Consider the following 21,093-nt stretch of genomic DNA (forward strand, 5'->3'; position numbering starts at 1 on the left):
CCGATCCGTTTCGCGGCAGATTGACGGGAGGCGGCGCGATGACCGACACGGGCCGTGACGAAGCGCCGAGCACCGGCGCGGGATGGGGTTGGATCATCGCCTATGGCGTGAGCTCCGCGCTGTTCGGGCTGGCGGCCCTGCTCTGGCCATTCCCGGCGACAATCGCCGCCACCTTCGTCATCGGCATCGCCTTTGTGGTCACCGGCGTCTTCTCGCTCGTTGCCGGCCTTCGTGGGACCGGGGCGGAAAGCCGCGGCTATTCGCTTCTGCTCGGCGCTCTTTCGATCGTGGCCGGGGTGGTCATGATCGCGCGCCCGCTTACCGGCGCGATTTCGCTGACGATCGTGGTCGCCTCATGGTTGCTGTTGCGAGGCGGGCTGGAGATCATGCTTGGATTTCGGATGCGGAGACGCCGTTGGCTGATGGTGCTGCTCGGGCTGATCAACATCCTGCTGGCGCTGCTCATCATCGGCACCGTCCCGTTCTCGGCGCTGACGCTCCCGGGTTTCATCCTGGGTGTGAGCTTCCTGTTCGGGGGCGTCGCCGCAATCTTGGCCGGCATGGATCATCGCTCAGGCGCCTCGCCCTTTACCTTCCCGGCCTAGACGGCTCCCCGGTATTCTTCAGAGCAGCTTCTCAATGTCCTTGCGGATATCGTCCGGCTTGGTGGTTGGCGCATAGCGATCGACCACTTCGCCGTCGCGGTTGACCAAGAATTTCGTGAAATTCCACTTGATAGCTTTTGAGCCCAGTACACCCGGAGCGTCGCTCTTCAGTCGTTCGAACAAGGGATCGGCCTGCGCGCCGTTCACGTCGATCTTCGCGAACACCGGGAACGTCACATCATAGGTGAGCGAACAGAAGTTTGCGATCTCGGCTGCGTCGCCCGGCTCCTGCGCGCCGAACTGGTTGCAGGGGAAAGCGAGCACCTCAAAGCCACGGTCGCCATACTCGCGGTGAAGCGCTTCCAGCCCCTCGTATTGCGGCGTGAACCCGCATTTGGAGGCGGTGTTTACGATCAGCAGCACTTTGCCCCGATATTCCTCTAGGGAGGCTCGCCCACCGTCGGCGGTCTTCACTTGAAAGTCGGTGATCGCGGTCATGAACCCTCTCCCATTTTTCACTGGAGAGGTGTTGCCCTATATTCCATTGCGCGCAAGGCAATAACGCGCGCGCCACGCGCTGGAACACGCCCTCGCCTTTACGTCAGCACCCCGTCGTGGAGGCGCACGACCCGGTCCATCTTGGCCGCCAATCGCTCGTTGTGCGTCGCGATCAGCGCGGCCGAGCCTTCCTCGCGGACCAATCGGAGAAATTCGGCCAGCACACGATCCGCCGTGCTTTCATCCAGATTGCCTGTCGGCTCGTCGGCGAGGACCAGAGCGGGGCGGTTCGCGAGTGCTCGGGCGACTGCGACGCGCTGTTGCTCGCCACCGGACAATTGGCTGGGACGGTGGGTCAGCCGGTGCCCTAGCCCCAGCGCCTGCAGCAGCGTCCGCGCACGTGCATCGGCCGCGTCGCGCTCCGCGCCATGGATGAGCTGCGGCAGGACCACATTCTCGATGGCGTTGAAGTCGGGCAGCAGATGGTGGAACTGGTATACGAACCCTAGATGATCCCGCCGAACGACGGTGCGGCCATGCGCATCCAGCCTTGCCGCTTCCTCGCCAGAAATGCGGATCGATCCTTCGAAGCCGCCTTCCAGCAGACCGACAGCCTGAAGGAGCGTCGATTTGCCCGAGCCGGACGGGCCGAGCAACGCCACGATCTCACCCGGTGCGACGGACAGTTCAACGCCGCGCAAGACGTCAATGGTCTCCTCGCCCTGCGTGAAGCTGCGCGACAGTCCGTGTGTTTCCAGAACGGGCGTCATGACAACACCTCGCGACCCGACCACAGGATTGCGATCGCCTTATTCATAACGCAGCACCTGAACAGGATCCGTGCTCGCGGCCTTGTACGCCGGGTAGACGGTTGCCAGCAGCGTCATGAGCGCGGTGATGAGCACGATTGCGACGATCTCCACCGGGTCGGGCTTGGAGGGAAGCTCCGTGAGATAGCGGATCGATGGATCCCATAGCTCCTGCCCGGTGACGAACTGGACGAAATTCACCACTGCCTGACGATAGAACAGGAAGAGGGCACCGAGAATCAGCCCCGCAATGATCCCAAGCGCCCCGATCGTGACGCCCACCGTCATGAAGATCCGCATCATCGCGCCGCGTGTCGCGCCCATGGTGCGAAGGATCGCGATGTCGCGCGTCTTCGCCCGCACCAGCATGATGAGTGAGGAAGCGATGTTGAAGGCCGCGACCAGGATGATGATGCACAGGACAACGAACATTGCCACCCGCTCGACCGCCAGCGCCTCGAAGAGCTGGGCGTTCATCTGGCGCCAGTCGCTGACCACCGCGAACCGGCTCACCTTTTCAGCAAGGGGCGCGAGGATCTGGCCGACCTTGTCAGCGTCGACCGCTTCCAGCTCGATCATGCCGACTGCATCGCCGAGCAGCAGGAGCGTTTGCGCATCCTCCATCGGCATGATCACATAAGCCTTGTCGAAATCGTAGACGCCGATCTCGAACACGGCGGCAACGGTATAGTTGACGTAGCGCGGCACCGTGCCGAACGGCGTCGTCTGGCCAGCCGGATTGATCAGCGTGATCTCCGATCCGACCGTCGCGCCGAGCGATTCGGCAAGCCGCGAGCCCAATGCCACACGGTTCGAACCAGGCGTCAGCGAACTGATCGTGCCGGTGATGACCTTGTTGCCGATCGTCTGGTTGGAGCGCAGATCCTCCACGCGCATGCCGCGAACCAGCACGGCCTCCACCCGACCGTTGTAGGTGGACATCAACGGCTGTTCGACCAGCGGCACCGCGCTGGTCACCCCAGGGGTCGCCTCCGCCTCGCGAACGACATCGCGCCAGTCGGTGAGGCGGCCGCCGATCCCCTGCACCACGGCATGGCCGTTCAACCCGACGATTTTGTCGAAAAGCTCGGCACGAAAGCCGTTCATGACGCTCATCACGATCACGAGCGCCGCCACCCCCAGCATCACCGCGCCCAGGCTGAAACCAGCAACAAGAACGATGAAGCGCTCGCCGCGCCCAGGAAGCAGATAGCGCCGCGCGATCATTCGTTCGTAGCGCGACAGGATCATGGCCCGCGTCTATCGACGGCTTCGCAAGCTGGCAACGGCGCTGTTGCGAAATGATCACATAGCGGGAGCAATCGGTTTAGCTGCGGTTCATTTTCGTGGACGGCCCAGTATTGACCACCTAGCAATGATCGCACTGGCACACAGGCAAAAGGCCGTGGTTCGGGGAAAAGCTTCCAGCCCCGCCTCATAAATGAGGCGCGCGGGCGGAGGCACAAGGGGGCTGACGAGCAATCGTCACGCAGGCGCCCGGGTCGGAAACGATCCGGGCGTTTGCTTATCTACTTCCGAATTTCAACGAAAACAGCACGTTGCACTCGCACCATGCGGCCAAAGCCGATCCGGATCGTTGTTCGCTCATCGACAATTAGGTGTCTGGCATGAACGGCAAAGCTGCGATCCTCGTTATCGATCTGCTCAATACCTTTGATTTCACCGGTGGAGAAAAGCTGAAAGAGGCAGTGGCCGCCATGATCGATCCGATCAGTTCGCTGCGTCAGCAGGCCAAAGACGCCGATGTGCCGGTCATCTTCGTCAACGACAATTACGGCCGCTGGCATGATGAGCCGAGCGAGCTCGTTGCGTTCGTGAGTGAAGGCGCCGGAGGAGAGCTGATTGAGCAGCTAAAGCCTGGCGGGGACGATTATTTTGTCATCAAACCGGAGTCTTCCGGATTTTACGCCACGACATTGCCGGCATTGCTACCGCGGCTCGGCGTCTCCCGGTTGGTGTTGATCGGAGTCGCCGCAGACATCTGCGTGCTGTTCACGGCAGCTGATGCTCATATGCGCGAATATGATCTGTGGGTGCCTCGCGACCTCGTTGCATCCCAGCACGATGAGCGGGCAAGCTGGGCGCTCGAGATGATGGAGAACGGGATGAGCGCCGATACCCGGCCCACCAGTGAACTGACTCTGGCCGACTGGCTGGCAAGCGAGCCCAAGGTTCGCCCGGGCCGCGCCGCCTAGGTGCTGCAACGTCCCGGCTGCTGCCACGTTCACGATCGATGAACCGGCTCTCCCCCGATGAAGACGATGCCCGATATATCCGCCGATTGTTCCTGACACTCGGCGTTATTGCGCTAGCCGCGACACTGTATTTCACGGGCAACCTGCTGATCCTGGCTTTCGGTTCGATCCTGGGTGCAATCGTCATCCATGCCATCGCAGAGATCTACGAAGAGCGCCTGCATCTGCCCCCCAAGGCGGCGCTAGGCGCGGGCATTGTCACGGTTCTTGCCCTTATCATCTTCCTGGGCTGGCTGTTCGGCGTCGAGTTTCGGACCCAGGTCAACGTACTCGTCACCCGCCTGCCTGGCATATTGTCCGAGTTCGGCGCTCAGCTTTCCACCTCTCCAGTCGGCGCGAAGGTAGTGGATGCGGTGCGGGCGGCCTTCGCCGGCAGCCGCGTGGCGCAGGATATCGGAGGCCTTGCTGAAGGCGCGGGACAGTTCGTCCTCAATGCGCTCCTGGTCCTTGTCGGCGCGATCTTCTTCGCAGTGGATCCCAAGGTCTATGAACGCGGGTTCCTGCTGCTAATGCCGCCATCCAAGCGAGCCGTGATGGAAGACGCGCTGCTCGACACAGCCTCCACGCTCCGGCTCTGGTTGCGTGCGCAGTTGATCCAGATGACCACCATGGGTGTGCTCGTCGGACTCGGCCTGTGGCTGGTGGGCGTCCCCTCTTCCCCTGCGCTGGGGCTGTTGACGGGTTTGAGCGAGTTCATCCCCTATGTCGGCCCGCTTGCCGCGATGGTGCCGGCGCTTGGGCTCGCCGCAACCCAGTCGTTGCATCACGTGCTACTCACCGTGGCAGTATTCGCGGTCGTACGTGTCGTACAAACGAACTTCATCACGCCCTTTGTCACGAGCCGCGTTGTCGCCATCCCCCCGGCGGTCACTCTGTTCGCCATTCTTGCGATTGGCGCGGTGTTCGGGCTGTTCGGCCTGTTCTTCTCGGCGGCTATCCTGGTCGTGATCTACACATTGGTGCGCAGCCTGTATCTTCGGGATACCTTGGGCGAAGATATACCGCACGCCCGCCATCGGACCTTGTTCGACTCGAGCGGCACGCGGCGCGACTTTCCCGGATCCACGGATTAAGTCTCTGTTTACCTTTTACGTTCACATGTGTTTTGGTTAATGGATCGGTTGGGGCGTGACGGGGTGCCGCGCATGCTCGCAAACGGGAGGATGACGGATGCGCGTGCTGCTGATCGAGGATGAGCCGACGACCGCCAAGGCAATTGAACTGATGCTCTCTGCCGAGGGCTTCAATGTCTATTCGACTGATCTTGGCGAAGAAGGCTTGGATCTCGGCAAGCTCTACGACTACGACATCATCCTTCTCGACCTGAACCTGCCGGACATGCACGGTTATGAGGTGTTGAAGAAACTGCGCGTTGCGCGTGTCTCCACCCCGGTGCTGATCCTTTCCGGTGTGAACGAAATGGAATCCAAGGTGCGGTCGTTCGGCTTTGGTGCCGACGATTATGTGACCAAGCCGTTCCACCGTGAGGAACTGATCGCCCGCATCCAGGCAGTGGTTCGCCGCTCCAAGGGCCATTCCCAGTCAGTGATCCGCACCGGCAAACTGTCGGTCAATCTTGACGCCAAAACGGTGGAAGTGGACGGCGCACGCGTTCACCTGACCGGCAAGGAATATGCGATGCTGGAGCTTCTTTCGCTCCGCAAGGGCACCACGCTGACGAAGGAAATGTTCCTGAACCACCTTTATGGTGGGATGGACGAGCCGGAACTCAAGATCATCGACGTCTTCATCTGCAAGCTGCGCAAGAAGCTCAGCATGGCGTGCGATGGCGAGAACTATATCGAGACCGTGTGGGGTCGCGGCTATGTGCTGCGTGAACTCGACGAAGTACCGGCAAAGGTTGCCTGACGTCGTCCTGAAGTAGGGGGCGAGGCTGCGCGCGTCGGGGGGCGTCGCGTGGCTTCCAAATCAAAGGCGAGGCGCGCCTGCGCCTCTGCCATGCTTGGTCGCATATCAACGAAGCGACGACCGCTTCGTTGGGAGCGAGGCGGTATGCCATAGCCAATGCGATCTACCCCCCTGCACCGAACTTGGGGGGAAACATGACGAGAATCGCTATTCTGATCGGCGCTGTCGCGCTCGCTACTTTGGCCGTACCGGCATCAGCCGCCCCAGAGCCCTCGCATGCGCCGACACCGAATACGCGCTGCACTGAGCAGGCGTGCTTCGTTCGCGCCCCTGCAACCTGCACGATCGATCGGGCGCAGCGCAGCATCGGCACTTGCGAGCACTCGGCTCGCGACGTGGAGGAACTTGGCCGCCGGCAATTGGATCAACTGATCGCGAGCCTGAACTGACGCTCAGCTCCCCTTCGCGACCAACACCTGCAGGTGGTCGCGCAGCGCCTCTGCGTTGGCGTCCCAAGTGAACGCCAAGGCGTGACGGCGCGTCGCTTCCGGAGCCGGTGGATCTATAAGCAGATCGGCGATCGCATCGGCAAAGGCAGCGGCCTCGCGCGGTACGATGCGGCCGGCGGCGTCGCCTGTCACGACTTCGGCCGCACCGCCGGCCGGCGTGATCACAATCGGGGTACCGCAAGCCAGAGCTTCCACCCAGGCGTTCGCCAAGCCTTCAGAACTGGATGCGAGTGCCATCACGTCGGCAGCCGCGATCAGGCCCGGCAGATCTCCATGGGGCACGGCGCCCATCAAGCGCACTCGATCTGCCACACCGTTCCGCGCGACGGCAGCCTCGATGCTCGAGCGTGAAGGCCCCTCGCCAGCAATAAGCAGCGACACACCGGGGAGCCGGGCAACCGCCTCAACAACGATCTCATGCCCCTTTCGGTCGATCAAAGCGCCAACGGAAACGACCAGCGGCCCTGGGATGCCAAGCCGCCCTTTTACGGTTGCGCGCTCGACCGGCGCAAAACGGGCGAGATCCACGCCGGTGTGATGCACACGAATCCGCTCGGCAGCGAGGCCGATGGCTGCCATGTCGGACTGCATCGAAGTCGAGACGGCCAGCAAGCCATCCGCTGCACGGCCTGCCTCCCGGACCTGCCCCGCCGTTGCAGGCTGCCGACCCCAGAAATGAATGTCTGCCCCCCTCGCCTTGATCGACACGGGAACGCCGAAACGACGCCCGAGCGCTACGGCCGCTGGTCCATCCGGGAAAAAGAAGGACGCGTCGATCACGTCGAAGGGGAACGCGAGACGCATGTCATCAAGCACGGGGAAGAGCGCGCGCGTCAGCGACCGTGCATGAAAGCGCCCCTGCGTCCCAGGATAAACGGTGAAGCGCGGCCGCTCTACCGGCAGCCCCTTCCACAGCTCGCGGTGGGGAATGGCAGCTTGTTCGCGATAGTGCGCCAGGGAGGTCAACGGCCATGGCGGCATCCCAAAAGGGGCTACGACACGCACCTCCACATCGGGTTGCGCCGCTAGCCCCAGGGTTTGCCGTTCGACGAAGATCCCAAAGTTGGGCCGGGTCGAATCGGGAAAGAGGGTGGAAAGCGTGAGAACGCGGAGCATGACGGCGCGTGTAGCGGGAAGCTGGTTAAAGCGGCATGTCTCATCATTGAACCACTGCGGATTGTGGCGTTGCAGCCCACCTGCTGTTAACTGGCCTTCATGGCGCACGCGCATCATGGTCAGGGGCACCATCACGACCACGGCCACGATCATGGCCACCACCACCATCACGCCCCGCCCGACCGCTGGGATCGAGCGTTCGCAATCGGGATAGCGCTCAACCTCGCCTATGTGATTGCGGAAGCAAGTGCCGGCTTGTGGACCGGATCGGTGGCGCTGCTCGCCGACGCCGGACACAACCTTTCCGATGTTCTGGGGCTCGCAGTCGCCTGGGCGGGTGCAGCGCTGGCGCGCACGCCGCCATCGAAGCGCTTCACCTATGGCCTGAAGGGATCCACCATCCTTGCAGCGCTGGCCAATGCCGTGCTGCTGCTGGTAGCGCTCGGCGCCATCACGCTGGAAGCGGTGCAGCGCTTCACCGAGCCGAGCACGGTTCCGGGCCTCACCATTTCCGCCGTGGCGGCGGTAGGCATTCTGATCAACGGCGTGACCGCTTGGCTCTTTGCACGCGGGCGGGCCGGCGACGTGAACATTCGCGGCGCCTATCTTCACATGCTCGCCGATGCGGCCGTCTCGGCGGGAGTGGTGCTTGCCGGGCTTGGCATCTGGCTAACCGGGTTCGGCTGGATCGACCCGATCGTCAGCCTTGTCATCGCCGCGCTGATTTTTTGGCAGACGTGGGCCTTGTTGCGCGAGACCGTAGAGATGAGCCTGGCTGCCGTGCCTCGGGCGATAGACTATGATCGCGTCCACGCCGCGCTTGGCGGCCTTCCCGGCGTGGTCGAGGTGCACGATCTCCACATCTGGCCAATGTCGACGACCGAACCTGTGCTTACCGCTCACCTGCTGATGCCGGCGGGGCATCCCGGCGACAGGTTCCTCGTCGATGTGCAGCACATGCTTCAGCACGATTTCGGGATCGGTCACGCCACGCTGCAGGTGGAAACCGGAACCGGAACCTGCACGCTCGAGCCGGCCGACGCGGTCTGACTGGCGGTCACACCAGAGGTGCCACGCCTTCCTGATGCAGGATCAGCGGCGCTCTAAGTACCTCAGTAAACCCGCGCTACAGCAAATTCGACCGCTTCGATCATCGCGTCCTTGGCAGGCCCGTCGGCAAAGGGCGCGACTGCATCGATCGCGCGTTGCCCATAATGGCGCGCCCGAGCGATCGTATCGTCCACGGCGCGGCTGGACCGGACAAGGTCAACCGCGCGCGCGAAGTCAGCGTCGCTATCCCGGCGCCCTTCAACGGCATCCTTCCAGAACTGCCGCTCCTCCTCGTTACCGCGGGCATAAGCGAGAATTACAGGAAGGGTCATCTTCCCCTCGCGGAAATCATCCCCCGCATCCTTGCCCATGGTGCCCGCGTCAGATGTATAGTCGATTGCATCGTCGACCAGCTGGAACGCAATGCCGAGGTTGCGGCCATAAGCATCCAGCGCAGCCTCCTCGCTCTCAGGGCGGTCGGCCACCACCGCGGCAATCCGGCAAGCGGCTGCGAATAAAGCCGCCGTCTTGGCGTTAATGATCTCGAGGTAGCGATCCTCGCCCAGATCGACTCGTCGTGCGGCCGTCAGCTGGTTCACCTCACCTTCCGCAATCACGGCAGAGGCATTCGACAGGATCTTGAGCGCGCTGAGGCTGCCCGCCTCGACCATCAGTTCAAACGAGCGTGAGAACAGGAAATCGCCGACGAGGACGCTCGCCGGATTGCCCCAGATGATGTTGGCGGTGCGCTTGCCACGCCTGAGATCGGACCCGTCAACCACATCGTCGTGAAGCAGCGTCGCGGTGTGAATGAACTCAACCGCGGCAGCCAGGCCGTAATGGCGCGAGCCGTCATATTGCAGCAGGCGTGCGCTCGCGAGCGTCAGCATCGGTCGCATCCGTTTGCCGCCGCTGGCGATCAGGTGCCCGGCGAGTTCCGGAATCAGGGGGATCTGCGATTGCATGCGGCCGACGATCGCAGCGTTGACCTGATTCATGTCGTCCGCGACGAGTTGAATCATCGGGTCAAGCGAAGGCTGATGGCCGGCAAGGCGGTGGACGGTAGCGCTCATCTACAACTGCCTCTACGGACGCAGGCGCAAGGCCGCAATGGGAGGGCGTGAATGGCGGACGAGGTGTTGAAGGGTTATCGCAAAAGCATCGACAATATCGACGCCGCCCTGGTCTGCCTTCTCGCTGAGCGGTTCAAGGTCACTCAGGCGGTGGGACGCTACAAGGCCGAGTCCGGCTTGCCCCCGGCCGATCCCGGGCGGGAGGAGCAGCAGATCGCGCGGCTGCGGGCGCTCGCGGCAGAGGCCGAACTGGATCCGGAATTCAGCGAAAAGTTCCTGCGCTTCATCATCGATGAAGTGATCAGGCATCATCAGCAACTTCGCGGCTGATCCCCGCCCCCTTCCTGGGTTTCAGGAAGGGGGCCGGGCATTCACTTGCCGGTGAACTTCGCCGGACGCTTTTCGAGGAAGCTTGCCATTCCTTCGCGGAAATCCTGGCTCTGGAAGAGCGGCAGCAGCTGCAGATAGACGTGCTGCACATGGGTATCGAAGGTTTCTTCCATCCCCATGCGCATCAGGCGCTTGGCGCCCTGCACCGCCATCGGCGCGTTGGCGGCGATTTCCAGCGCCAGCTCCCGCGCGCGCGCGGCAACCTGACCGGCTGGCACGACTTCGTTGACGAGCCGTTCCTTCAGGCAATCCTCTGCCGACAGCGTTCGGCCGGTGAAGACGATCTCCGCCGCCTTGGCCCAGCCGATCATGCGCGGGAGGAACCAGGTGCCGCCCGATTCGGGCAGAACGCCGCGCTTCACGAACGCCGCCGCGAGCTTCGCCTCCGCCGCCATGACGCGGATATCGCAGCCGAGCGCCAGGTCCATGCCATAGCCCGCGGCCGAGCCGTTCAAGGCGGCGATCACCGGCTTGTCGAGCGCGTGGAGCACGGTGGGCGGCGTGTTGCGGAGGTCGATCGTCGCGCCGAAAGTGGCGGAGGAGGAACCGATCCCCTCCCCCTTCGACGCGGCGTTGAGATCGAGCCCGGCGCAGAAGGCGCGGCCGGTGCCAGTCAGCACGATCACCCGCACCTCGCGATCCTCGCCTGCCTTCACGAGCAACCGGGTCAGCTCGTCCAACATCGGGCCGGAAATGGTGTTCATCCGCTCCGGGCGGTTCAGCGTCAGCGTGGCGACGCCGTCGGACACTTCGTAGGTTACGTCTTCGCTCATTCTTCCTCTCCCCTCACGCGGACCGCGGCAGGCGCGCGACCGTCGCTCCATATTCCGCCATCGTCTCGTCGAAGATCTGTGCGACCGGCTTTACCTCGCGTATGCGGCCGGCGACCTGACCGGTGAGCGCGATGCCCGCTTCCAGATCGCCGCCGAAATAGACCGTCGTCGTATCGGCGAATTCGCCGAAGATGTTGGGCGTTCCTTCCTTCTCGATCCGGGTAGTCCGATCGGTGCGCAGCGCGCGGAGCGCCGGGCCGGGGCCGCTGCGGTTGAGGAACACGGTGTCGGTGGAATCCGCCTCGACGATCGCCGTCTTCCAATTTTCGTGCACCGGGCTTTCGGCGGAGGAGAGGATGCGCGTGCCCATCAGTACGCCCTCGGCGCCCAGCGCGAACGCGGCGGCCATGGTGCGGCCGTCCATGATTCCGCCCGCGGCAACGACCGGCACGTCGACGGCCTCCACCACTTGCGGCACCAGCACCATGGTGGAGACGTCCTTGGCGTTCTTGAACCCACCGCCCTCGCCGCCCTCGACGATCAGGCCGTCGACGCCGGCCTCGACGGCGCGGAGCGCACCGGCCAGGTTGGGCACGACGTGGAACACGGTGAGGCCCGCCGCCTTCAGCATGGCCGTATATTTCATCGGGTCCCCGGCGGAGGTGGTGACGAAGCGGATGCCCTGATCGATCACGAACTGGATGATGCCCGGATCGCGCACGAACGCCTGGGCCACGTTCACGCCAAACGGCTTGTCGGTCAGCTGCCGCATCTTGAGGATCTCGTCGCGCACCGCGTCGAGCTCACCCGACGACGTCTCGATGATCCCCATCCCGCCGGCGTTCGACACGGCCGACGACAAATGCGACCGCGCGATCCAGCCCATCGCCGCCTGGATGATCGGCTTCTCGATCCCGAGCATCTCGGTGACGCGCGTCTTCAGCGCCATTTCCCTCTCCCGCAATTGCGATTCGAAGATCGGGTTCGCACGAGCAGCGCCTTGGCGCCAGCCCCTTTCAAACAGTGAGTGCGAGGAGCGCGTACGTCGCCAGCCAGTGCGTACCCATGTAATCGTCGGCAAGATGGGCGAGGCTGGCGGCGAGGTGATCGTCCGCCGTGGCGCGCGCGACCAGCGCAATTGGATGCGCGGGCAACGCCGCAGCGATCGAACGCCAGCACCAGGCGCGGCTGAGATTGAGCCCGTCGAGGTGCGCGATCTTCCCGTCGCTGCGGTCCGAAACCATCGCGGGCGTGAACAGGCTCTGCGGGCGACCGGCGACGGCGTCCGGCAGGAAGACGTCGAACCAGCCCGCGAAGCCGTCGCCGACCACGCGGCTCATCAGCAGGGCCTCGCACAAGGCGGAAGACAGGAACTCGTCGCCGCCCGGCTCCCATGCCTGGCAGCCGCGATCCTCGCCGAACCAGTCGCGCGCGCGCGCGTCGATCAGCGTCACCAGCGCGGGATCATGATCGAGCGCCCAGTCGCGCGCGAGCGTCAGCGCGAAGGCGGTGTTGAAATGGGTGCCGACGCGGATCGGATAGGTGAGCTTGGGCAAATGCTGGTGGAAGCGCTCGGCAAAGGCGCGCGCGAGTGGCTCCAGCGCCGTGCCCCAGGCCGCGTCGTGCCGCACCGCCTCGCCATGCAGCGCCAGGGCCCAGGCCCAGCCGTACGGCCGTTCGAACCCGGCTGCGTAGGGCCGCGTGAGCACCGCCAGCTCCCCGGCGACTTTCTCCGGCACCAGCATCTCGTTGGCGCGGCGGCGAATCTCCGCGGCTTCTGCCAGGTCGGGGAACAGCCGTGCGATCGTCAGCAGCTGCCACCAGCCATGGACGCAGCTGTGCCAATCGAAGCTGCCGTGGAAGATCGGGTGAATCTCATGCGGCTCGCGCAGATCCTCCGGCCCAGTCAGCACCTGATCGAGCTTGAAGGGATAACGCTGCCCGACATGGCCCAGCGTGAGCCGGGCGAAGCCGGCGGCGACATCGGGCGTCAGGGTCATGCAACGATCCACCACAACAAAAGCACATTGAACACGAGCAGCGACAGCGCTGTGGGCACCTGCGCGCGGATCACGCCGTTGCGATCCTTCAGCTCAAGAAGCGCGGCGGGGACGAGATTGAAGTTCGCCGCCATCGGCGTCATCAGCGTGCCGCAGAAGCCCGCCAGCATGCCAACCGCCGCGACCGGCGCGGGATCCGCGCCATAGGCCTGCACCAGCAGCGGAATGCCGACCGCCGCGGCCATCACCGGGAAGGCCGCGAAGGCATTGCCCATCACCATCGTGAACAGCGCCATGCCAAGCCCGAAGGCAAGCACCGCGCCGAGCACGCTGCCGGTGGGGATGGCGACGCCGACCAGCCGGCCGACCACCTCACCGACGCCCGCCAGCGCGAACACCGCGCCGAGGCTCGCCAGCATCTGCGGCAGCACCGCGGCCCAGCCGATATCGTCCATCAATGCACGGCCAGCGCGGAACGGCTCGGCGGGGGCGGGCCGGAGCCAGGCGTAGCAAAGCGCCAGCGCCAGCAGCACGCCTGCCGCCAGCGCCACCAGTGTCGCCTGCTTGCCGTCGAACACCGCCGGGAATTGCTTGAACACGAAGGTGCCGATCAGCGCGGTCGCCGGGATCACCAGCGCGGGCACGAACACCATCGCGCCGCGCGCGGCGGGCTCGCCGGCGGGTACGCGGCGCTTCATCCGCCCGCTCGCCGCGATCGCCACCAGCGCGAGGACGAGCACGCCATTGCCGATGTCGCCCAGCCAGTCGCCGGCAAGGAAGCTCGTCGCGACCAGCCCGTAGAAGCCGGTGTTCGCCCAGCGCCGCTCCGCGAGCGAGAGGATCGCGAAGGCGAGGAAGGTGAGCCCCGCGACGAGATAGACAAAATTCAGCCCGATCATGCGCGGCGCGCCTTGCGATCGAGCAGCCACAGCCGCGTGCCATGGATGGCGAAGGCGGCGATCGCGGTGGGGATCGCCCAGACCGACATGTGCAGCGGCTCGACGAAGATGCCGTAGCCCTCCAGCACGCCCTTCATCAGCAGGATCGATCCGATCGCGATGAAGATATCCTCGCCGAAGAACAGCCCGATATTGTCGGTCGCGGCGGCCATGGCCTTCACCTTTTCGGGATCATGCGCCTCCCCCGCCGCCGCCTCCGCCATCGGGGCGATCAGCGGGCGGACGGTCTGCGCGGGCCCGGCGACGGAGGTAAGACCAAGCGCGGCAGTGATCTGGCGGAAGGCGAGATAGGCCACCAGCAGCCGCCCGGTCGTCAGCCCCTTCAGCCCGCCCACCAAAGAGCGCGCGCGTGCCTGCAGGCCGTTGCGTTCGAGCAGGCCGATCACGGGGAGCACGATATAGATGGCGGTGACATAGCGGGTATCGTTGAACGCCTTGCCGAATGCAGCGAGGATGGCGAGCGGATCGATCCCCGCTGCGAGCCCGGTGACGAGCGCGGAGGCGGCAATCACCAGCATCGGGTTGAAGCGCAACAGGAAGCCGAGCGCGATGATCGCGATGCCGGCAAGGACGAGCATCAGGCGCCCTCCCGCGCATCAGTTCGCCGCCGCCCCGGGCGCCGCCATGTCATGGAAACCATCCGCCGATCTGTGCGGCAGCGGCGGTGCGCGAACAAGCCCGAAGCGGCGAGGTGGTTCGGCGCAATCGTGCGTATCGGCGACATTCAGCGATCCACTGGACGTTATGGCTGGTGAGACCGGTTCGACAGGAAATGCCCGGTTGCGGGTTTGTGGCCCACGACAGACTGGTGCGCGCTCGTCGCATTTTCGGCTGGTTCTTCGTGAAAGCGTTGAACAATCAATGCCGCGCAGGCACCCCGCTGCAATGCGGTATGACCTAGCGGTTTTCGACTTCGACGGCACTCTTGCGGACACGACAGACTGGTTCTTCGGCTGCCTGAACGAAATAGCTGACAAGTACGAGTTCAGGAAAACGACTGATGGCGAGCGCCAAGTACTTAGGCGGCTGGCAAGTCGCGAGATCATCAAACAACTCGGAGTGCCAATGTGGAGGATGCCGGCCATCGCGCGACACATGCGCAGAAGGGCGTCCGCCAACGTTGAATCGTTCCGGCTGTTTCCCGGAATCGATGCGCAGCTAGCGCTACTTCACGAAAGCGGCATGCGAATTGCCGTCGTCAGTTCAAATGCCGAGAGCAATGTCCGCGCTGTTCTAGGTCCGACGCTTTCGACGCAAATGAGCCTGTTAAGCTGCGGCTCCAGCATGTTCGGCAAGGCGGCCAAGCTGCGGGGTGCGATGAAGAAAGTCGGCGTCACGCGCGAGAGAACGATCTATGTGGGTGATGAGGCGCGAGATATCGAAGCCGCACATCAGGCCGGCATCGCCTCGGCTGCCGTTACTTGGGGCTATGCGCACCATGAAGCACTTGATCGCGAGCAACCAACCCTGATGCTCAACAGTGTCTCGGCGCTTCGCAAACTGCTCGACTGATGTTCACGGAAACAGGGGCCGCGCGCAGGTCTGATTTCCGACTAACCGAGACCTTCAAGACCGGCGACGAAGCCGAGCAGTCAGCGTCTGAACGCCCGGCGCAGCGCGGCGATGCGGGATTGATTGGCCTCGCGCGTGATCGCTGCGTCGGGTGCGCCGTCGAAGCCGTGGATGGCGCCGGGCCAGATGTGGAACTCCGACGCCACGCCGGCGGCGAGGAGGCGCTGGGCGTAGGCGATATTTTCGTCGCGGAAGAGATCGAGGCTGCCGGTCGCGATATAGGTGGGCGGCAGGCCGGCGAGGCTCTCCGCGCGCGCCGCGGCGGCATAGGGTGAGACGCCCTCCCCGCCCGGCTTCTCCCCGAGCATCGCCTGCCAGGCGAAGCGGTTGCTGTCGCGGTTCCAGATGAACTCGCCCGTCAGCGGGTCGCCTTCGATCACGCCGGTGCGGTCGTCGATCATCGGATACAGGAGGTGCTGGAATGCGAGGCGATGTTCGCCACGGTCGCGTGCGAGCAGCGCCAGTGCGGCGGCCAACCCGCCGCCGGCGCTTTCGCCCATCACGCCGATCCGCGCCGGATCGATGCCAAGCGGCGCGGCATTGGCGAAGGTCCAGGCCAGGCCGACGTAGCAATCCTCGACCGGGCCGGGGAACGGCGTCTCGGGCGCGAGGCGATAGTCGACCGAGACGATGACGCAGCCTAGCGCGGCAACCATCGGGCGCAGCCGGGCCGCGCTACCCTCCGGCGTGCCGAGCACGAAGCCGCCGCCGTGCATGTGGCAGATGCCGCCCGCACCCTGCACCGGCTCGGCCGGGCGGAAGATGACGAGGCCGAGATCCGGCGCGCCCGACGGGCCGGGCACGCTGATCCGCTCCATGACGACGCCGTCGTCATCGGGGGGCGGCGGCGGAGCAGGCCAGCTGCGCGCCTGCTCCAGCACCTCTGCCGACATGGTCACCGAAGGCCACAGGTCGAGCAGCGGCAGCAGTTCGGGATCGACCAGATGCCGCGTGCTCATGGCGCCGTCTCCTGGAGCAGCCGCGCCCTTATGCGGGCTGCAGCAGGCCTTCCTTGGCGATCTTGTCACGCCAGACGAGCGGGGCGAGCCGGTGGACGTTGTTGCCCTCGCTGTCGACGGCGACGGTGACCGGGAAGTCCTCCACCTCGAACTCGTAGATCGCTTCCATGCCGAGATCCTCGAAGCCCACGACCTTGGATCCCTTGATCGCCCGGGCGACGAGATAGGCCGCGCCGCCGACCGCCATCAGGTAGGCGCTCTTGGCGTCCTTGATCGCGTCCGTCGCTGCCGGCCCGCGCTCGGCCTTGCCGACCATCGCAAGCAGGCCCTGGTCGAGCATCATGCGGGTGAACTTGTCCATCCGCGTCGCGGTGGTGGGGCCGGCCGGGCCGACCACTTCCTCGCCGACCGGATCGACCGGGCCGACATAATAGATCACGCGGCCCTTGAACTCGACCGGCAGCTCCTCGCCGGCGTCGAGCATGTCCTTGATCCGCTTGTGCGCGGCGTCTCGGCCGGTCAGCATCTTGCCGTTCAGCAGCAGGCGATCGCCCTGCTTCCACGAGCGGACCATCTCCGGCGTCAGCGTATCGAGATCGACGCGGATCGCGGCCTTGTCGGGCGTCCAGTTGACCTTGGGCCATTCGTCCAGCTTCGGCGTCTCGAGATACGCCGGGCCGCTGCCGTCGAGCGTGAAATGCGCGTGGCGGGTGGCGGCGCAGTTGGGGATCATCGCCACCGGCTTGCCCGCGGCGTGACACGGCGCGTCGAGGATCTTGACGTCGAGGATGGTCGACAGCCCGCCCAGGCCCTGTGCGCCGATGCCGAGCGCGTTGACCTTGTCGAAGATCTCGATGCGCAGCGCCTCGATGTCGTTCTTCGGGCCGCGCGCCTTCAGCGGCCCCATGTCGATCGGCTCCATCAACGCCTTCTTGGCGAGGAGCACGCAATGCTCCGCCGTGCCGCCGATGCCGATGCCGAGCATGCCGGGCGGGCACCAGCCGGCGCCCATCTGCGGCAGCATTTCGAGCACCCAGTCGACGATCGAATCGCTGGGGTTCATCATCTTGAACTTGGACTTGTTCTCACTGCCGCCGCCCTTGGCCGCGACGTCGACCGAGACCTTGCTGCCCGGCACCATCTCGACATGGAGGACGCAGGGCGTGTTGTCCCTGGTGTTGCGGCGGGTGAAGGCGGGATCGGCGAGAACCGAGGCGCGCAGCTTGTTCTCCGGGTGGAGATACGCGCGCCGGACGCCTTCATCGACGATTTCCTGCATCGAGCGCGTCGTGTCGTCGATGCGACAATCCATGCCCCATTTCACGAACACGTTGACGATGCCGGTGTCCTGACAGATCGGCCGGTGGCCCTCGGCGCACATCCGCGAATTGGTCAGGATTTGCGCGATTGCGTCCTTTGCGGCCGGGCCCTGCTCCGCCTCATAGGCGTCGCCAAGCGCGCGGATGTAATCCATCGGGTGATAGTAACTGATGAACTGGAGCGCATCGGCAACGCTCTCGATCAGGTCTGCGGCGCGGATCGTCGTGGTCATAATGGCGAGCACTATGGCGCGCTGGCGGCGAGTGCAACTGGTCTGCTTTCGCGCGCGAGCATCGTTGCAACGGCACGAGAAATCAGCGGATACCCGGCCGGCTCACCGGAACATCAGGGCCGCGGAAAAATCATCGGCCATAAACGCTTTCCCAATCCTCTTTGGCCTAGCGCGGACGGATGGGATCCGTTCGTCGTACCGCACCTGTAGCGCCAGTCCGCTCCGCACGTCTGATCGAAGCACTGGGCTTGACCGCGTCGGACGACGATACGCTGCGAGACTCGAGCAATGCCCGGCTTGCGGAAGCCGCGGCTCTGTGGCCGGTGGTGCTTGCGGTGCTTCTGCTCGGCTCGATCGCGATCACGGGTGCGCTAGCTATCTGGCACGAGCCGCTGGGCCCCGCGGCCCTTCTCGGCATCGCCATGTCCGGCGCTGGCATCGCCACTTGGGCATTGTTGTCGCTTCCGGCCGCATTAAGCCTGGCGCCACATCAGCGCATCCCGGTACTGGCGGGGCTGGCTGCGGTTCTGGCGATTACGCTGTCGCTTCAGCTGGATCTGTCGCCGGATCTCCCCAGCGGATCGTTGCGCGTCGCTGCGTTCGTTCTCGGGTTCGGGGCCATCATACTTGCTGCGATCGCGCTCCATCCGGTGCGCGCCGCCTCGCTGGCCTTCGCCGTTTCGCTGGCGCTGATGGTGCCGGTTACTGCCGGCCTCGGTATGGCGGCAATCGCAGCGGTGCTTCTGGCCGCATTGCTGGTGATCGGCGTGTTCCGCATCGCGGTGCGTGATCATGAACAACTCGCTGCCAGGGAGGCGCAGGAGCACGAGCGGCAACTCGCGACGCGGCTGGTGCGGGAATATGAAAGCCACGGAACCGGCTGGTTCTGGCAAACCGATCGCGCCGGCTGCCTCAACTATGTCAGTGCAAAGGTGGCGCAGGAGCTGACGGCGCTCGGCATGGCCCCGTCGGGACGACGGCTGGTCGACATTTTCCGGGTTGATTCCAGCATGGCGGACACGGAGCGGACGCTGACGTTCCACCTGTCGGCGCGGACAAGCTTTTCGGATTACTCGGTGCGACCGGCCTTTGACACGGGTGCAGACCGGTGGTGGTCGATATCCGGCCGGCCCATGCTGGATGATCTCGGCCGCTTTCAGGGCTTCATCGGCTTCGGTTCGGATCTGACGGAAAAGCGTCGCTCGGAAGCGGAAATCACCCGCCTGGCGCTGTTCGACAGCCTCACGGGCCTCGCGAACCGGCAGCGGCTGCGCCTGTCGCTCGATCAGGCGCTGTCGCCGGCGCAGGGGCCAAACACCACCACGGCATTGTTCCTGCTCGACCTCGATCGGTTCAAGGCGGTGAACGACACGCTCGGGCACCAATGCGGCGACGAGTTGCTGAAGCAGGTCGCGCAGCGGCTGCAGCGCACCGTCGGCGACGCCGGGCTGGTCGGCCGCCTGGGCGGCGACGAGTTTCAGGTCGTCCTGCCGCGAGAGGGCAATCGCGAACGGCTCGGCACGCTGGCGCAGTTGATCATCAACGCCTTGTCGCAGCCGTTCTTCATTGCGGGCTCCTCGCTGTCGATCGGCTGCTCGATCGGCATCGCGATCGCACCCGAACACGGCCAGGACAGCGAGACGCTGATCCGCAATGCCGATCTCGCGCTCTATGCCGCGAAAGCGGACGGCCGGGGCGTCTCCCGCTTTTTCCGTGACGAGATGCTGGCCGGCGCGCAGAAGCGAAAGCGGCTGGAGGACGACCTGCGTCGCGCGCTGGGCGAGGACGAGTTTCACCTGGTTTATCAGCCGGTGGTGTCCACCAGCGACCAGCGCATTGTCGGCTACGAAGCGCTGCTGCGCTGGGAGCATCCGACCCGCGGCGCAGTGAGCCCAGCGGATTTTGTGCCGGTCGCCGAGGAATGCGGGATGATCGAAGCGATCGGTGAATGGGTGTTGCGTACCGCCTGTGCCGAAGCCGCGAACTGGCCCGCCGATGTGCGCATCGCGGTAAACGTTTCGCCGATCCAGTTCGCCAACCCCGCCCTCCCCGCAATCGTGACGAGCGCGATCGCCTCGTCAGGTATTGCTCCGAACCGGCTGGAGCTGGAGATCACGGAGAGCGTCTTCGTCAATGACGATGCCTCGTCCAACCAGATGTTCAAGACGCTGAAGGGCATTGGCGTACGGCTGGCGCTCGACGATTTCGGCACCGGCTATTCCTCGCTTGGCTATCTCCGCAAGGCACCGTTCGACAAGATCAAGATCGACCAGAGCTTCGTCCGCGGCGCGATCCAGGCTGGCAACCGCAACGCGGCGATCATCAAGGCGATCGTCAGCCTGGCGAATACGCTGGGGATGGAAACCACCGCTGAGGGCGTGGAGCAGCAGGACGAGATCAAGCTGATCAGCGAGCTCGGGTGCAGCCACATCCAGGGCTTCGTCTATGGCCGCCCCGCTCGCGCGGAGGATGTCCGCGCGCAGCTCGCCAGCGGCCAGGGTAGTGCGACGCCGGTCGGCCATCGCTTTAGCCGGGCGAATCGCTCCACGGTGCTGCGATCGGCGCGCCTGGAGATTGGCGGCGAGTTCGGTGAGGTGCGCATCCGCAATCTCTCCGCAACCGGAGTGATGATCGACGGAGTCGACTTCACCGATGAGGCGGTCGGCGCCGAGGTGCGCATCGAACTGGTGGAAAACGAGCTGTTCCCGGCGACGATCCGCTGGATCTCGGAAGGCCGGGCGGGACTTGAGTTTACCCGCCACTTTGACATGGAGAGGCTGTCGCAAGCGCCGTCTCGGGTTGTTCGCCGCGTCAGCTGAGGCGCCATTCTCCAATCACGAAGCTCGCTATCAGCTCCGGAGCGAGCGCCAAAAGTACCAGCCGGCCATTACTGGCGTTGCGGAAGCGAAACGGGAAAATATTTTTGCGGCGGCTGTGCCGTCTTGCAATTCATGAACCCCGCGGAAGTTCCCGCGTCCCGGGCGCTCGTGCGCAACGATCTGCGATTCAGTTAAGACAAACCGAGAAGGTGTGTAAGCGACCACCCCTTGCCTCTCAGGCTCGCCCGACACAATCTGGTGCCC

20 protein-coding genes are annotated in these 21,093 nt (G+C 64.6%); 8 read left to right on the forward strand and 12 right to left on the reverse strand.

The features are described from left to right. Positions 1-38: 38 nt before the first annotated feature. Positions 39-605 carry an HdeD family acid-resistance protein gene (locus tag LK535_RS04295; RefSeq protein ID WP_227770624.1) on the forward strand — a complete coding sequence of 189 codons (567 nt, stop codon included), beginning with the start codon at positions 39-41 and terminating at the stop codon, positions 603-605. A gap of 18 nt (positions 606-623) precedes the next feature. Here the strand turns inward: LK535_RS04295 and LK535_RS04300 are convergent, their stop codons facing one another. The 3 genes from LK535_RS04300 to LK535_RS04310 all read right to left on the reverse strand — a co-directional run bounded on the left by LK535_RS04300 (position 624) and on the right by LK535_RS04310 (position 3,163). Then, positions 624-1,103, reverse strand: coding sequence for a glutathione peroxidase (locus LK535_RS04300; RefSeq protein WP_227770625.1), 480 nt, complete (start codon positions 1,101-1,103; stop codon positions 624-626). A 98-nt stretch (positions 1,104-1,201) separates the two neighbouring features. After that, positions 1,202-1,873 carry an ABC transporter ATP-binding protein gene (locus LK535_RS04305; RefSeq protein WP_227770626.1) on the reverse strand — a complete coding sequence of 224 codons (672 nt, stop codon included), beginning with the start codon at positions 1,871-1,873 and terminating at the stop codon, positions 1,202-1,204. Between the two features lie 39 nt (positions 1,874-1,912). Continuing rightward, on the reverse strand, positions 1,913-3,163 hold the full coding sequence (locus LK535_RS04310; protein ID WP_227770627.1) for a lipoprotein-releasing ABC transporter permease subunit: 1,251 nt from the start codon (positions 3,161-3,163) through the stop codon (positions 1,913-1,915). Positions 3,164-3,540: 377 nt separating this feature from the next. Between LK535_RS04310 and LK535_RS04315 the strand changes: the two genes are divergently transcribed. The 3 genes from LK535_RS04315 to ctrA all read left to right on the forward strand — a co-directional run bounded on the left by LK535_RS04315 (position 3,541) and on the right by ctrA (position 6,057). Further along, positions 3,541-4,128, forward strand: a complete 588-nt coding sequence (locus tag LK535_RS04315; protein ID WP_227770628.1) for an isochorismatase family cysteine hydrolase — start codon at positions 3,541-3,543, stop codon at positions 4,126-4,128. A gap of 38 nt (positions 4,129-4,166) precedes the next feature. After that, entirely contained in the window at positions 4,167-5,261 is a 1,095-nt protein-coding gene (locus tag LK535_RS04320) for an AI-2E family transporter (RefSeq protein ID WP_227770629.1), read from the forward strand. A 97-nt stretch (positions 5,262-5,358) separates the two neighbouring features. Continuing rightward, positions 5,359-6,057, forward strand: coding sequence for a response regulator transcription factor CtrA (gene ctrA / locus LK535_RS04325; RefSeq protein WP_227770630.1), 699 nt, complete (start codon positions 5,359-5,361; stop codon positions 6,055-6,057). Positions 6,058-6,509: 452 nt separating this feature from the next. On the opposite strand, the gene LK535_RS04330 is transcribed toward ctrA, so the two are convergent. Further along, complete coding sequence (locus LK535_RS04330; protein ID WP_227770631.1) at positions 6,510-7,682, reverse strand: glycosyltransferase; 1,173 nt, start codon at positions 7,680-7,682, stop codon at positions 6,510-6,512. Between the two features lie 99 nt (positions 7,683-7,781). Between LK535_RS04330 and LK535_RS04335 the strand changes: the two genes are divergently transcribed. Then, the gene (locus tag LK535_RS04335; RefSeq protein ID WP_227770632.1) at positions 7,782-8,732 is read left to right on the forward strand and encodes a cation diffusion facilitator family transporter; all 951 of its coding nucleotides are present in this window, start codon (positions 7,782-7,784) and stop codon (positions 8,730-8,732) included. Positions 8,733-8,794: 62 nt separating this feature from the next. On the opposite strand, the gene LK535_RS04340 is transcribed toward LK535_RS04335, so the two are convergent. Continuing rightward, positions 8,795-9,805, reverse strand: a complete 1,011-nt coding sequence (locus LK535_RS04340) for a polyprenyl synthetase family protein (RefSeq protein WP_227770633.1) — start codon at positions 9,803-9,805, stop codon at positions 8,795-8,797. 51 nt (positions 9,806-9,856) lie between these two features. Here LK535_RS04340 and LK535_RS04345 point away from each other — a divergent pair, with 51 nt between their 5' ends. Then, the gene (locus tag LK535_RS04345) at positions 9,857-10,135 is read left to right on the forward strand and encodes a chorismate mutase (RefSeq protein WP_227770634.1); all 279 of its coding nucleotides are present in this window, start codon (positions 9,857-9,859) and stop codon (positions 10,133-10,135) included. A gap of 41 nt (positions 10,136-10,176) precedes the next feature. On the opposite strand, the gene LK535_RS04350 is transcribed toward LK535_RS04345, so the two are convergent. The 5 genes from LK535_RS04350 to LK535_RS04370 are packed head-to-tail and all read right to left on the reverse strand — an operon-like array spanning position 10,177 to position 14,505. Beyond that, on the reverse strand, positions 10,177-10,968 hold the full coding sequence (locus LK535_RS04350) for an enoyl-CoA hydratase/isomerase family protein (RefSeq protein WP_227770635.1): 792 nt from the start codon (positions 10,966-10,968) through the stop codon (positions 10,177-10,179). Positions 10,969-10,981: 13 nt separating this feature from the next. Then, positions 10,982-12,049: an NAD(P)H-dependent flavin oxidoreductase gene (locus LK535_RS04355; RefSeq protein WP_227770636.1), complete on the reverse strand. Its 1,068-nt coding sequence runs from the start codon at positions 12,047-12,049 to the stop codon at positions 10,982-10,984. Beyond that, on the reverse strand, positions 11,985-12,968 hold the full coding sequence (locus tag LK535_RS04360) for a DUF2891 domain-containing protein (RefSeq protein WP_227770637.1): 984 nt from the start codon (positions 12,966-12,968) through the stop codon (positions 11,985-11,987). The genes LK535_RS04355 and LK535_RS04360 overlap by 65 nt, the downstream gene beginning before the upstream one ends. Further along, positions 12,965-13,867 (reverse strand): DUF979 domain-containing protein, encoded by a 903-nt coding sequence (locus LK535_RS04365; protein WP_227770638.1) that lies wholly within the window; start codon positions 13,865-13,867, stop codon positions 12,965-12,967. The genes LK535_RS04360 and LK535_RS04365 overlap by 4 nt, the downstream gene beginning before the upstream one ends. Continuing rightward, a complete protein-coding gene (locus tag LK535_RS04370) occupies positions 13,864-14,505 on the reverse strand; it encodes a DUF969 domain-containing protein (RefSeq protein ID WP_227770639.1) in 642 nt (213 codons plus the stop codon). The genes LK535_RS04365 and LK535_RS04370 overlap by 4 nt, the downstream gene beginning before the upstream one ends. Here LK535_RS04370 and LK535_RS04375 point away from each other — a divergent pair. Continuing rightward, positions 14,477-15,439 carry an HAD hydrolase-like protein gene (locus tag LK535_RS04375; protein ID WP_227770640.1) on the forward strand — a complete coding sequence of 321 codons (963 nt, stop codon included), beginning with the start codon at positions 14,477-14,479 and terminating at the stop codon, positions 15,437-15,439. The genes LK535_RS04370 and LK535_RS04375 overlap by 29 nt on opposite strands. An 80-nt stretch (positions 15,440-15,519) precedes the next feature. Here the strand turns inward: LK535_RS04375 and LK535_RS04380 are convergent, their stop codons facing one another. Together LK535_RS04380 and LK535_RS04385 are read right to left on the reverse strand one after the other, a co-directional pair. After that, positions 15,520-16,458 (reverse strand): alpha/beta hydrolase, encoded by a 939-nt coding sequence (locus tag LK535_RS04380; RefSeq protein ID WP_227770641.1) that lies wholly within the window; start codon positions 16,456-16,458, stop codon positions 15,520-15,522. 28 nt (positions 16,459-16,486) lie between these two features. Next, complete coding sequence (locus LK535_RS04385; protein ID WP_227770642.1) at positions 16,487-18,010, reverse strand: fumarate hydratase; 1,524 nt, start codon at positions 18,008-18,010, stop codon at positions 16,487-16,489. Positions 18,011-18,258: 248 nt separating this feature from the next. On the opposite strand from LK535_RS04385, the gene LK535_RS04390 reads away from it, so the two are divergent. Next, complete coding sequence (locus tag LK535_RS04390) at positions 18,259-20,829, forward strand: EAL domain-containing protein (RefSeq protein WP_415837076.1); 2,571 nt, start codon at positions 18,259-18,261, stop codon at positions 20,827-20,829. Positions 20,830-21,093 lie beyond the last annotated feature (264 nt).

The sequence above is a fragment of the Sphingomonas sp. IC4-52 genome (assembly GCF_020707225.1).
Taxonomy (GTDB): domain Bacteria; phylum Pseudomonadota; class Alphaproteobacteria; order Sphingomonadales; family Sphingomonadaceae; genus Sphingomonas.